The sequence below is a fragment of the Pseudomonas sp. R3-57 genome, assembly GCF_051132065.1.
GTDB lineage: Bacteria > Pseudomonadota > Gammaproteobacteria > Pseudomonadales > Pseudomonadaceae > Aquipseudomonas.
On record NZ_CP071655.1, the window covers coordinates 5,118,197 to 5,130,815 of the forward strand.

General features: G+C 59.5%; 16 protein-coding genes and 1 pseudogene. 6 read left to right on the forward strand and 11 right to left on the reverse strand.

Annotation, left to right across the window (positions count from 1 at the left end):
- Positions 1-164: 164 nt before the first annotated feature.
- A pseudogene (locus J3P93_RS23080) lies at positions 165-367 on the reverse strand (aminotransferase class I/II-fold pyridoxal phosphate-dependent enzyme); the annotation flags it as partial.
- Between the two features lie 161 nt (positions 368-528).
- Here J3P93_RS23080 and J3P93_RS23085 point away from each other — a divergent pair.
- Complete coding sequence (locus J3P93_RS23085) at positions 529-927, forward strand: hypothetical protein (protein ID WP_434592293.1); 399 nt, start codon at positions 529-531, stop codon at positions 925-927.
- Between the two features lie 75 nt (positions 928-1,002).
- Here J3P93_RS23085 and hisC read toward each other — a convergent pair whose 3' ends face one another.
- The 10 genes from hisC to J3P93_RS23135 all read right to left on the reverse strand — a co-directional run bounded on the left by hisC (position 1,003) and on the right by J3P93_RS23135 (position 8,972).
- A complete protein-coding gene (gene hisC, locus J3P93_RS23090; RefSeq protein ID WP_434592296.1) occupies positions 1,003-2,058 on the reverse strand; it encodes a histidinol-phosphate transaminase in 1,056 nt (351 codons plus the stop codon).
- Positions 2,059-2,060: 2 nt separating this feature from the next.
- Complete coding sequence (hisD, locus tag J3P93_RS23095; RefSeq protein ID WP_434592298.1) at positions 2,061-3,398, reverse strand: histidinol dehydrogenase; 1,338 nt, start codon at positions 3,396-3,398, stop codon at positions 2,061-2,063.
- A gap of 125 nt (positions 3,399-3,523) precedes the next feature.
- The gene (gene hisG, locus J3P93_RS23100; protein ID WP_007967226.1) at positions 3,524-4,159 is read right to left on the reverse strand and encodes an ATP phosphoribosyltransferase; all 636 of its coding nucleotides are present in this window, start codon (positions 4,157-4,159) and stop codon (positions 3,524-3,526) included.
- A 128-nt stretch (positions 4,160-4,287) separates the two neighbouring features.
- Positions 4,288-5,553, reverse strand: a complete 1,266-nt coding sequence (gene murA, locus J3P93_RS23105) for a UDP-N-acetylglucosamine 1-carboxyvinyltransferase (protein ID WP_434592302.1) — start codon at positions 5,551-5,553, stop codon at positions 4,288-4,290.
- A 22-nt stretch (positions 5,554-5,575) separates the two neighbouring features.
- Positions 5,576-5,815: a BolA family protein gene (locus J3P93_RS23110; protein ID WP_003221710.1), complete on the reverse strand. Its 240-nt coding sequence runs from the start codon at positions 5,813-5,815 to the stop codon at positions 5,576-5,578.
- Between the two features lie 116 nt (positions 5,816-5,931).
- On the reverse strand, positions 5,932-6,237 hold the full coding sequence (locus J3P93_RS23115; protein WP_332767880.1) for an STAS domain-containing protein: 306 nt from the start codon (positions 6,235-6,237) through the stop codon (positions 5,932-5,934).
- Positions 6,234-6,887: an MlaC/ttg2D family ABC transporter substrate-binding protein gene (locus J3P93_RS23120; protein ID WP_434592306.1), complete on the reverse strand. Its 654-nt coding sequence runs from the start codon at positions 6,885-6,887 to the stop codon at positions 6,234-6,236. The genes J3P93_RS23115 and J3P93_RS23120 overlap by 4 nt, the downstream gene beginning before the upstream one ends.
- A gap of 11 nt (positions 6,888-6,898) precedes the next feature.
- On the reverse strand, positions 6,899-7,366 hold the full coding sequence (gene mlaD, locus J3P93_RS23125) for an outer membrane lipid asymmetry maintenance protein MlaD (RefSeq protein ID WP_016771673.1): 468 nt from the start codon (positions 7,364-7,366) through the stop codon (positions 6,899-6,901).
- Positions 7,366-8,163 carry a lipid asymmetry maintenance ABC transporter permease subunit MlaE gene (gene mlaE, locus J3P93_RS23130; protein WP_434592310.1) on the reverse strand — a complete coding sequence of 266 codons (798 nt, stop codon included), beginning with the start codon at positions 8,161-8,163 and terminating at the stop codon, positions 7,366-7,368. The genes mlaD and mlaE overlap by 1 nt, the downstream gene beginning before the upstream one ends.
- A complete protein-coding gene (locus J3P93_RS23135; RefSeq protein WP_434592313.1) occupies positions 8,163-8,972 on the reverse strand; it encodes an ATP-binding cassette domain-containing protein in 810 nt (269 codons plus the stop codon). The genes mlaE and J3P93_RS23135 overlap by 1 nt, the downstream gene beginning before the upstream one ends.
- Positions 8,973-9,247: 275 nt before the next feature.
- On the opposite strand from J3P93_RS23135, the gene J3P93_RS23140 reads away from it, so the two are divergent.
- The 5 genes from J3P93_RS23140 to lptB are packed head-to-tail and all read left to right on the forward strand — an operon-like array spanning position 9,248 to position 12,584.
- Positions 9,248-10,222, forward strand: a complete 975-nt coding sequence (locus J3P93_RS23140) for a KpsF/GutQ family sugar-phosphate isomerase (protein ID WP_203420758.1) — start codon at positions 9,248-9,250, stop codon at positions 10,220-10,222.
- Positions 10,222-10,746, forward strand: a complete 525-nt coding sequence (locus J3P93_RS23145) for a KdsC family phosphatase (RefSeq protein WP_203420757.1) — start codon at positions 10,222-10,224, stop codon at positions 10,744-10,746. The genes J3P93_RS23140 and J3P93_RS23145 overlap by 1 nt, the downstream gene beginning before the upstream one ends.
- 8 nt (positions 10,747-10,754) lie before the next feature.
- The gene (gene lptC / locus J3P93_RS23150; protein ID WP_434592316.1) at positions 10,755-11,327 is read left to right on the forward strand and encodes an LPS export ABC transporter periplasmic protein LptC; all 573 of its coding nucleotides are present in this window, start codon (positions 10,755-10,757) and stop codon (positions 11,325-11,327) included.
- The gene (gene lptA / locus J3P93_RS23155; protein ID WP_038357536.1) at positions 11,314-11,859 is read left to right on the forward strand and encodes a lipopolysaccharide transport periplasmic protein LptA; all 546 of its coding nucleotides are present in this window, start codon (positions 11,314-11,316) and stop codon (positions 11,857-11,859) included. Before lptC ends, lptA begins: the two co-directional genes overlap by 14 nt.
- A complete protein-coding gene (gene lptB, locus J3P93_RS23160; protein ID WP_008085069.1) occupies positions 11,859-12,584 on the forward strand; it encodes an LPS export ABC transporter ATP-binding protein in 726 nt (241 codons plus the stop codon). Before lptA ends, lptB begins: the two co-directional genes overlap by 1 nt.
- Positions 12,585-12,619: the final 35 nt, after the last annotated feature.

Below are 12,619 nucleotides of genomic sequence, written 5' to 3' on the forward strand. Positions count from 1 at the left end.
CGACCGAGTTGTCTTGCGGGATACATCGACCTGAAAGACCGAGTTGATTATGGATTCAATACAAATCGTTCAAGTCGGTGAACCTCGGCAATATTCCTCGTTCAGTCCCCTCTCCCTCCGGGAGAGGGTTAGGCGGGCGGCGTTCCGATGAGGGGCTTTTGCTTTTAGAGGTCGCCAAGGCCGTCGAACAACGCCTGATTCTGCTCAGGCGTGCCCATCGAGATCCGCAAAAACTGCGCAATCCGCTCTTGTTTGAAGTGCCGCACGATCACGCCCTGCTCACGCAACCTGGCCGCCAGCCCCGCTGCGTCATGCTGGGTGTCAGGCAAAAATGAAAGTTGGGCGCTGAAGGCAGCACTTCAAAACCTCCGAGGGGGCATCGCGTAGTCACTGGTGCACTCAACTGCTTCCTAAAACAAACAGGACTAAAACAAAAAGATCTAAAAGACTGTCATTTATGACAGTGGCCGTTCCCATGCGAAATCAATAACCTCTGCACTTCCAAAGGTGATAGGAAGAGTAGAAAAAATGGCTAACAAAAGTTTAAGAAAAATCGCAAACTCGGACTTTATCCGGTATCGAGTCAATAATGGCGCGCCGATAGAGTACTCGCTAGTAGTTATGCACAGCTTCCCTATTGGCGGCGGGTTCATATGGGGCTTTTACAAGGGAGACAGCATCACCATTGGCTACCCGGTACAGGTAGAGGATGGAGATAACAAGAAACTGTTTCGGAATGATTTCCCGGAGGATCATCACCCTACTTGGGAAGTAACTCTTAAATCTACGAATTATTCTGCAGAGAAGGGACACTTGGACATAACTTTTGCCGACAACTTCAAGTCGGCAAAAGGAGTTTTTCAATTTGAAACAGCAGATCAGCACACAATTTCAGGGAGCTTTGAAATTACCACGACTGACTCATAATCCATCAAGATCACGAGTCTGATCGAATTCCTGTTCTATGTAGCAAGAACAGGAATCCCCTCATCCGCGCATATTTTATAAAGCGCCAAGCCCATCGATCAGCGCCTGATTCTGCTCCGGCGTGCCTACCGAGATCCGCAAGAACTGCGCAATCCGCTGCTGCTTGAAGTGCCGCACGATCACGCCCTGCTCGCGCAGTTTGGCCGCCAGCCCCGCCGCGTCGTGCTGCGGGTGCCGGGCGAAGATGAAGTTTGCCGCTGATGGCAGCACTTCAAAGCCCTTGGCCTGCAACTGCGCAACCACCCACTCGCGGTGTTCGATGACCAAACGGCAGGTCTTGTCGAAATACTCGCGATCTTCAAACGCCGCCGCCGCGCCGACATTCGCCAGACGATCCAGCGGATAGGAGTTGAAGCTGTTCTTGATTCGCTCCAGCGCCTCGATCAGATCGGCATGCCCGACCGCCAGCCCGACACGCAGACCGGCCAGCGAACGCGACTTGGACAGGGTTTGCGTGACCAGCAGGTTTGGATAGCGATCCACCAGACTGATCGCTGTCTCACCGCCGAAGTCGATATACGCCTCATCGACCACCACCACCACCGAATCCGGACTGGCCTGGAGGATTTGCTCGACTGCGTCGAGCGCCAGCAGGCAGCCGGTCGGGGCATTCGGGTTGGGGAAAATGATCCCGCCGTTGGGTTTGGCGTAGTCGGCCGGGTTGATCTGGAACTGTGCATCCAGCGGCACCGCGTCGAACTGGATGCCGTACAGACCGCAATAGACCGGATAGAAGCTGTAGCTGATGTCCGGGAACAACAACGGCTGATCATGCTGGAACAGACCGTGGAAGATGTGCGCGAGCACTTCGTCCGAACCGTTGCCGAGGAACACCTGATTGCTCTGCACGCCGTAGTAACTGGCCACGGCATTTTTCAGCAGATCGCTGTTCGGGTCCGGGTACAGGCGCAGGTTGTCGTTGAGTTCGGCCTGCATCGCCGCCAGGGCTTTGGGCGACGGGCCGTAGGGGTTTTCGTTGGTATTGAGCTTGACCAATCGGCTCAGCTTCGGCTGTTCGCCCGGCACATACGGCACCAGATCCTTGACGAACGGGCTCCAGAATTTACTCATGCTCATTGCCCCTGCCCTTTCAGAAAGTCTTGGTCTTTGATGCGGTATTCGGCGCTGCGCGCGTGGGCGCTGAGCGATTCGCCACGGGCCAGCACCGAGGCGGTCTTGCCCAGTTCGGAGGCACCGGCCTCGGAGCAGAAGATGATCGATGAACGCTTCTGGAAGTCATACACGCCCAGCGGCGACGAGAACCGCGCGGTGCCGGACGTCGGCAGCACATGGTTCGGACCGGCGCAGTAGTCACCCAGCGCTTCGGAGGTGTGGCGGCCCATGAAGATCGCGCCGGCGTGGCGGATCTGCGGCAACCAGGCTTGCGGGTCAGCGACCGACAGTTCAAGGTGTTCCGGGGCGATGCGGTTGGCGACTTCGATGGCCTGGGCCATGTCATTGACTTGAATCAGCGCGCCGCGGCCATTGATCGAGGTTTCGATGATGGTCGCGCGGTCCATGGTCGGCAGCAGTTTGTCGATGCTGGCGGCGACCTTGTCGAGGAACTCGGCGTCCGGGCTGACCAGGATCGCTTGCGCGTCTTCGTCGTGCTCGGCCTGGGAGAACAGGTCCATGGCGATCCAGTCCGGGTCGGTCTGGCCGTCGCAGACCACGAGGATTTCCGAAGGCCCGGCGATCATGTCGATGCCGACCTGACCAAATACGTGGCGTTTGGCGGTGGCGACATAAATGTTGCCCGGACCCACCACCTTGTCGACTTGCGGCACGCTTTCGGTGCCATACGCCAGAGCGGCAACCGCTTGCGCGCCGCCGATGGTGAACACCCGGTCAACGCCGGCGATGCACGCGGCGGCCAGCACCAGTTCATTGATTTCACCGCGCGGCGTCGGCACGACCATCACCACTTCGGTGACGCCAGCCACTTTCGCCGGAATCGCGTTCATCAACACAGAGGACGGGTACGAGGCCTTGCCGCCCGGTACATAGAGACCGGCGCGATCCAGCGGCGTGACCTTCTGACCCAGCACAGTGCCGTCGGCTTCGGTGTAGCTCCAGGAATCCTGCTTCTGTTTTTCGTGGTAGCTGCGCACACGGGCGGCGGCTTTTTCCAGCGCTTCGCGCTGCGCCACGGTGATGCGGGTCAGGGCCAGTTCCAGACGCTCGCGCGGCAGGATCAGGTCAGCCATCGAGGCGACTTCAAGGCCGTCGAACTTCTGGGTGAATTCGACCAGCGCCGCGTCGCCGCGCTCGCGCACGGCTTTGATGATGTCCAGCACGCGCTGATTGACCGAGTCGTCAGACACACTTTCCCAGCTCAGCAGATGATCCAGATGATGCGCGAAATCCGGGTCAGCAGCGTTGAGTCGGCGAATTGCAGTCGGTGCGGTCATAGCGAGAGCCTCATAGGAATTGGCAAAAACTCAGGCGCCCGAAACTATCATTCGATCCGCTTGGGCACCTGAGAATTCTGGCTATGAGGCGGATAGACGGCGCGGCCTCGGGCCGCGCAGGTAGATCAGCCGCGGTGTCGCGATTCCACTGCGTTGCGCAGGGTGTCGATCAACGCCTGGATTCGGGCGTGTTGCATTTTCATCGAAGCCTTGTTGACGACCAGACGCGAGCTGATCGTGGCGATCAGTTCCTGGGGTTCCAGACCGTTGGCGCGCAAGGTGTTGCCGGTGTCGACCACGTCGATGATCTTGTCGGCCAGACCGATCAGCGGCGCCAGCTCCATCGAGCCGTACAGCTTGATGATGTCGACCTGACGGCCCTGCTCGGCGTAATAGCGCTTGGCGACATTGACGAACTTGGTCGCCACGCGCAGACGGCCCTTGGGCTCGGCGGCGCCGATCTTGCCGGCGGTCATCAGCTTGCATTGGGCAATCTGCAGGTCCAGCGGTTCGTACAGGCCCTGGCCGGTGTATTCCATCAACACGTCTTTACCTGCGACGCCAAGGTCGGCCGCGCCATGCTCGACATAGGTCGGCACGTCGGTGGCCCGCACGATCAGCAGACGCACGTCGTCCTGGGTAGTGGGGATGATCAGCTTGCGGCTCTTGTCCGGATTCTCGGTCGGCACGATGCCCGCTTCAGCGAGAAGCGGCAGAGTGTCGTCAAGGATGCGGCCCTTGGACAGTGCGATGGTCAACATGGGAAACGTCAGTCCTTATCAAGGTACTCATGCCCGGTCGCAATCGGCGCCGGACACACATCGAGGGTGCGCACACCCTCGACTCGAAACGAATTCAGTGGACACGTCCGTGTGTCCCGATGCAGCAATCAGCCCGGAACGCGACGGATCTTCGCACCCAGCATCTGCAGTTTTTCTTCGATGCACTCGTAACCACGGTCGATGTGGTAGATGCGGTCGATCAGCGTGTCGCCGTCGGCAACCAGCGCCGAGATCACCAGACTGGCCGAAGCACGCAGGTCGGTGGCCATCACTGGCGCGCCCTTGAGTTTTTCGGTACCGGTCACGATGGCGGTGTTGCCTTCGACCTGGATTTTGGCGCCCATGCGGTGCAGTTCGTACACATGCATGAAACGGTTTTCGAAGATCGTCTCGATCACCGCACCAGTGCCTTCGGCAATGGCGTTGAGCGAGATGAACTGTGCCTGCATGTCAGTCGGGAAAGCGGGGTACGGCGCGGTGCGCACGTTGACCGCTTTCGGACGTTTGCCGTGCATGTTCAGCTCGATCCAGTCTTCACCGCAGGTGATTTCTGCGCCGGCTTCACGGAGTTTTTCCAGCACCGCTTCGAGGATGGTCGGATCGGTGTCCTTGACCTTGACGCGGCCACCGGTAACGGCAGCGGCAACCAGGTAGGTGCCGGTTTCGATACGGTCAGGCATGACCTTGTAGAAAGCCGAACCCAGACGCTCGACGCCATCGATGGTGATGGTGTCGGTGCCGGCACCGGAGACCTTGGCGCCCATGGCGTTGAGGAAGTTCGCCAGGTCGACCACTTCAGGTTCGCGGGCGGCGTTCTGCAGCACGCTGCGGCCCTTGGCCAGAGCCGCCGCCATCATGATGTTCTCGGTACCGGTCACACTGACGGTATCGAAGAAGAAGTGCGCACCGCGCAGGCCGCCTTCAGGCGCCTTGGCCTTGATGTAGCCGCCTTCGACGTCGATCACCGCGCCCATGGCTTCGAGGCCACGGATGTGCAGGTCGACCGGACGCGAACCGATGGCGCAACCGCCAGGCAGCGCGACTTCAGCTTCACCGAAACGGGCGACCATCGGGCCCAGCACCAGAATCGACGCACGCATGGTTTTCACCAGCTCGTACGGGGCGATCAGGGTCTTGATGGTGCGCGGGTCGATTTCGACGCTGAGTTTCTCGTCGATCACCGGCTCAATGCCCATGCGCCCGAACAGCTCGATCATGGTGGTGATGTCGTGCAGGTGCGGCAGGTTACCAACGGTCACCGGGCCATCGCACAGCAGGGTCGCGGCCAGGATTGGCAGAGCAGAGTTCTTCGCGCCGGAAATGCGGATCTCGCCATCAAGACGCGCGCCACCGGTAATAATCAATTTATCCATTAGTATCTCGACGCCCTAGGGCTCAGGTGCGCTCGGCCCAGGCCGCGCGGCTGAAAAATTTCATGGTGACCGCGTGGATGCTGCCATCAGCGATCCATGGGTTCAAATGGGCATAGATGCTTTGCTGACGCTTGACCGGGCTCAACGCCGCCAGTTCATCGCTAATCACGTTCAGCTGGAAGTTGCAGCCTTCGCCTTCAACTTCAACCTGCGTTCCTGGCAGCTTTCCTTCAAGGAAGCTTTTCACTTCTACGGCCTGCATGCTCAACCTCAATCGGCGCCCTGTGCGCACGGGTCGGACATCATACAAAAAAGCCCCGCGCCTGCGAACCCCGCAATGCAGGACTCTGACGGGGGGCTTTTGTTGCGGATGCGGGATCAGTGTGCCGCGAACAGCTCGGTCAACTCGCTGACCTCGGCAATTTCGCGCATGTCTTCCGGCATGGCGCGGATGCTGACGGCCTTGCCGGCCGCCTGCGCATCGCGCATGAAGCACAGCAGCAACGACAGACCGACGCTGCTGGACTTCTTCACCGCCGAGCAATCGATGACCAGCGATTTCGCCTTGCTCGACTTGATCAGCGCCTGGCCTTCCCTTCTCAGGTCCGGCCCGGTGCGATAGTCCAGCACGCCACTGAGCAGAAGCTCATCGACATCACTCATACGCACTGCCGCCTCACTCATTGCGCTGGCTTCGCAGCAGCTTTGTCGGTTTCCTGCTTGGCCTTGGCCACTTCACCGGCCCAACCATCGATGGTCTTGTCCAGATCGTTGCCATTGCGCTGCATCGCGTCAGCGAACTGGTCACGGAACAGCTTGCCGATGTTGATGCCGTTGATGATCACGTTGCGCAGCTTCCACTCGCCGCCGATCTTCTCAAGCGTGTACTGCACTGGATAGATCGCGCCATTGCTGCCCTTGACGGTCATGTTGACGCTGGTGCGGTCGCCCGATTCGTCTTTGGCCGGGTCAACCGTGATGCCCTGGTTGTTGTATTCCAGCAGAGCGTTGCCATAGAACTGGAACAGGCCGCGCTTGAAGTTTTCCTGGAAGCGCTGCATCTGCTCAGGCGTGGCCTTGCGCGAATACTTGACGGTCATGATGCTCTTGGAGATGCCCTCGGCATCCACCACCGGGCCGACAATATTGTTCAGTGCCGCATAGAAATCCTGCGGATCCTGCTTGTACTTCTCTTTGTTGGCCTGCAGGTCGGCAAGCATCCGGTTGGTGGTGTCCTGAATCAGATCGTGCGCGGATTGCCCGGGTGCTGCGTTAGCCATCAACGGCAGTGCCGCGAGCAACACCAACAGGCCACGTCGCAAGGTAGAGATCATTCAAAAGCTCCTCATTTGGCGTCTTTGCTAACGGTATTGAGCAGGAATTTACCGATCAGGTCTTCCAGTACCAGTGACGACTGCGTGTCGTGGATGGTTCCGCCATCCTTCAACTGGGTGTCTTCGCCGCCGACGCTGATACCGATGTATTTTTCGCCCAGCAGACCCGCGGTAAGGATAGACGCTGTGGAATCGACAGGCAGATTGTCGACCTTCTTGTCCACTTGCAGCGTGACCCGACCGGTGAAGCTATCGCGATCCAGATCGATTGCCGTGACCTTGCCGATGGTCACACCGGCCATGGTCACTTTGGCTCTGACCGTCAAACCGGCGATATTGTCGAAATACGCATAAAGTTTATAAGTGTCGGTGGACGAAGTCGGAGACAGGCCACTGACCCGCAAAGCAAGCAGCAGCAAAGCCAGGATCCCTGCCAGCAGGAACAGGCCGACACCGATTTCCAGGGTGCGGTTTTGCATCAGAAATCTCCAAACATCAAAGCGGTCAGAATAAAGTCCAGGCCGAGCACTGCCAGCGAGGCAAACACTACGGTCTTGGTGGTGGCACGACTGATCCCCTCGGAAGTGGGCTCACAGTCATAGCCTTGGAATACGGCGATCCAGGTGACGACGAAGGCGAAAACGATACTTTTGATGATGCCGTTGAGCACATCACTGGTGAAAGTCACGCTGTTCTGCATGTTCGCCCAATACGAGCCTTCATACACACCCAGCCAGTCGACGGCCACCCACGAACCGCCCCAGATACCCACCACGCTGAAAATCATCGCCAGCACCGGCAGGGAAATGAAACCGGCCCACAGACGCGGGGCAATGATGTACTTGAGCGGGTCGACGCCGATCATTTCCAGGCTCGACAGCTGCTCGGTCGACTTCATGTTGCCGATCTCGGCGGTCAATGCCGAACCGGCGCGCCCGGCGAACAACAATGCAGTCACTACCGGCCCCAGTTCACGTAACAGGGTCAAGGCAACCATCTGCCCGACCGCCTGCTCCGAACCGTAGCTCGACAGGATGCTGAAGCCCTGCAACGCCAGGACCATGCCGATGAAAATCCCCGAAACGACGATGATCACCAGCGACATGACGCCGACTGAATGCAGTTGTTTGATCAGCAGGCTGAAACCGCCGCTGATGCCGCCGCGTCCCAGCAGGGCATGAAACAGGAACAGCGTGGCGCGCCCGAACACCGCAACGGCGTCGATTGCCGTTTCGCCGAATCGGCGCACGCGCTCTAATAATGAAATTCTGCGCATCAGCGCTTCCCCAGAAGATCTGCGCGGTAATCCGTCGCTGGAAAATGGTACGGCACCGGGCCATCGGGATCGCCGGTCATGAACTGCCGGATGCGCGGTTCGTCCGAGTTCATCAACTCGTCCGGCGTCCCCTGCCCCAGCACCTGGCCGTCACCGACTATATAAAGGTAGTCGGCGATGCTCGCGGTCTCGGCCAGATCGTGCGACACCACGATACTGGTGATGCCCAGCGCATCGTTGAGCAGACGGATCAGGCGGACCAGCACGCCCATGGCGATCGGGTCCTGGCCGACGAACGGTTCGTCGTACATGAGGATCTGCGGATCCAGGGCAATCGCCCGGGCCAGCGCGACGCGACGCTTCATGCCGCCCGACAGCTCGTCCGGCATCAGCTCGATGGCACCGCGCAGACCGACCGCCTGCAATTTCAGCAGGACAATGTCGCGGATCATTTCTTCCGGCAACCCGGTATGCACGCGCAGGGGGAAAGCCACGTTCTCGAACACATCGAGATCGGTGAACAGTGCGCCGCTCTGAAACAGCACGCCCATGTGCTTTCGCGCATCGAACAGGTCACTGCGCGACAGTGTCGGCAGGTTCTGGCCGTTGACCCAGACTTCGCCGCTGGCGGGGCGCAACTGGGCGCCCATCAACCGCAGCAGCGTGGTCTTGCCACACCCGGAAGGCCCCATGATGCCGGTGACCTTGCCGCGCGGGATGCGGATATCGACGTTATTGAAAATGCTGCGCGCACCGCGCTTGAAGGAGACTCCCTTCAGCTCGACCGCGTAGGCGTTATCGGCACTCATCTAAACTCCTTGCGATGCAGCCTCTCACTCGGACGCTTGTCTTTGGTTAAAAAGTACATACATCCCGGGCAGGCCGAACTGGCGGCGAACTATATCACTGCAACGGCCAAGCGCCCAAGGCTTGTGCCAGCCCGTATTCGGCGATATGACAGGTCTGCAGCGGCTTTTTCCGGCTTTTGGTAACGAGGAATGACAAAGCACGACGAACTTGCGTGAGGCTTTGCAACATAACCGCTATAATCGCCGCCTTTTCATCGGGCTATACGATTTCTGACATGAGCCAATCCAGCGACCTGATTCAATCGGCACAACGCACCATCCGCCTCGAAATGGAAGCCGTACAAGGCTTGCTGCCCCATATCGACGCCGATTTCGTACGCGCTTGCGAGATGATTCTGGCCAGTAAGGGCCGTGTGGTCGTAGTCGGCATGGGCAAGTCCGGGCACGTTGGCAACAAGATCGCCGCGACCCTGGCCAGCACCGGCACCCCGGCTTTTTTTGTCCACCCGGCCGAAGCCAGTCACGGCGATATGGGAATGATCACCCGTGACGACGTGATTCTGGCCCTGTCGAACTCCGGCTCGACCAACGAAATCGTCACCCTGCTGCCATTGATCAAACGTCTGGGTATCCAGCTGATCAGCGTCACCGGCAACCCGCAATCGCCATTGGCCAAGGCAGCCGAGGTCAATCTCAACGTGCACGTCGAGCATGAAGCCTGCCCGCTGAACCTGGCACCGACCTCTTCGACCACTGCCGCACTGGTCATGGGCGACGCCCTGGCCGTGGCCTTGCTGGAAGCGCGTGGTTTTACCGCCGAAGACTTTGCCTTCTCGCATCCGGGCGGCGCCCTTGGCCGGCGCCTGCTGCTGAAAGTGGAAAACGTCATGCACGCCGGGGAGGAACTGCCGCAGGTAGAACGCGGCACCCTGCTCAAGGATGCATTGATGGAAATGACCCGCAAGGGCCTCGGCATGACCGCTGTCCTTGAAGCCGATGGCAAGCTCGCCGGGATCTTCACCGACGGTGATTTGCGCCGCACCCTGGATCGCACCATCGACATTCGCAACGCCAGCATCGATGAAGTGATGACCGCACACGGCAAAACCGCGCGGCCCGACATGCTTGCCGCGGAAGCCCTGAAAATCATGGAAGACCACCGAATCAGCGCCTTGATAGTCGTCGACGAGGAGGACCGCCCGATCGGTGCCTTCAACCTCTCCGACCTGCTGCGCGCAGGAGTCATGTAATGAGCAACGAACTGCTGCAACGCGGCAAAGCGATCAAACTGGCGGTTTTCGATGTCGACGGCGTCCTCACTGACGGGCGCCTGTACTTCCTGGAAGACGGCAGTGAATTCAAGACGTTCAACACCCTCGACGGCCAAGGCATCAAGATGCTGATGAACGCCGGCGTGGAAACTGCCATCATCAGCGGTCGCAAGACCCCGGTGGTCGAGCGTCGAGCGAAAAACCTCGGTATCCCGCACCTGTTTCAGGGCCGCGAAGACAAACTGGTGGTGCTCGACGCTCTTCTCGAGCAACTGGGCCTAAGCTATGAGCAGGTCGCCTACCTCGGTGACGACCTGCCCGACCTGCCGGTAATCCGCCGCGTCGGTCTGGGCATGGCCGTAGCCAACGCCGCCGACTTCGTGCGCGAACACGCCCACGGCGTGACCCGCGCCCGTGGCGGCGAAGGTGCCGCCCGCGAATTCTGCGAATTGATCCTGCGCGCCCAGGGCCGCCTCGATGCGGCCAATGCCGCGTACCTGTGAGCCAAGCCATGTTCAGTAAAAAATTTCGCACTTTCCTGATGTTCGGCTGCATCGCGGCGATTTTCGCCGCGGTCGGCTACTGGAACATCAGCCCGGAACGCTTTCTCGACAAGCCGCCGGTCTCGACCGCCGAGAACCCGATCGACTGGTACGCGACCAATACGCATACCATTCAGTACCTGCCCGACGGCAAGGTGCAATACGAGATGACCTCGGACAAGGCCGAACACGTCAAGGCCACCGACATCACGCTGGTGACCAAACCGGATCTGAACATGTATCGCGGCACAGACTTTCCGTGGCACGTGACCAGTGAGCGCGGTGAAGTGAATTCCGGCGGCACCGAAGTGGAACTGATCGACTCGGTGCGTGTGAAGCGCACCGATGAAAAGAAACGCGACACCCTGATCACCAGCACCCGCATGACCGTGTTCCCGCAGCAGGAATATGCGCAGACCGCGCAACCCGTTAGAATCGAGGGCGCTGGCGGTGTGTCGACTGGCGTCGGAATGAAAGCGTACCTGAAGGACAGCAGGATACACCTGCAATCGAACGTAAGAGGACAGTATGAGGCTCGTTAAAACCCTCCCTATTTTGCTCAGTCTGGGCGCAGCACTGGGAAGCGTGAGCGCCTGGGCTCTGCCGAACGATCAGCAGCAACCTATCCGCATTCAGGCCGACGACGCCCAACTGGACGACAAGAACGGCATCGCTACCTATAAAGGTGATGTGATCATCACTCAGGGTTCGATGATCGTTAAAGGCAACACGGTGACAATGACTCGCGCGCCGAATGGCGATATCGACGTTGTGACCTCCGTGGGCAACCTGGCTTACTTCGAGCAGCTGCAAACCCAGGGCGACACCAAACCGGTACAAGGCTACGGCGTGACGATCCAGTACCACGCCCAGCAAAACCGCGTCGTGCTGATCGACAAGGCCAAGGTCGTCGACAAGGACGGCAACGTTACTCAAGGCGAGAAGATCGTCTATGACACCGTTAAGAAACTCGCCAGCGCCGGTCGCGCTACCGGCAGCAAGGTCACCGAGGCGCGTCCGCGCATCGACATGGTGATCCAGCCGAAGAAGAAAACCGACGAGAAAACCCAGTAATGGCAACTCTGAAAGCTCAGCACCTGGCCAAGGCCTATAAAAGCCGCCAGGTCGTGCGGGACGTCAGCCTGTCGATCGACAGCGGCCAGATTGTCGGCCTGCTCGGCCCGAACGGTGCCGGCAAGACCACCTGCTTCTACATGATCGTCGGCCTGGTGCAGGCCGATCAGGGCCGCGTACTGATCGACGATCTGGACGTCAGCCACCAGCCAATGCACGGCCGCGCGAAAGCCGGCATCGGCTATCTGCCGCAAGAAGCGTCGATCTTCCGCAAACTGTCGGTGGCCGACAACATCATGGCCATCCTCGAGACCCGCCAGGAGCTCGACAAGGCCGGTCGTCGCAAGGAGCTGGAAAGCCTGCTGCAGGAATTCCACATCAGCCACATTCGCGACAACCTCGGCATGAGCCTGTCGGGTGGTGAGCGCCGCCGGGTGGAAATCGCCCGCGCCCTGGCCACCGCGCCGAAATTCATCCTGCTCGACGAGCCGTTCGCCGGTGTCGACCCGATCTCGGTTGGCGACATCAAGCAGATCATTCATCATCTCAAGGCCAAGGGCATCGGTGTGTTGATCACCGACCACAACGTGCGCGAGACGCTGGATATCTGCGAAACCGCTTACATCGTCAACGACGGTCAATTGATCGCCGAAGGTGACGCCGAGACCATCCTGGCCAACGATCTGGTCAAGGAAGTGTATCTGGGTCACGAGTTCCGCCTGTAAGCGCCAGCTGTTCGACAAGCTGCGCGGGTGCTGCA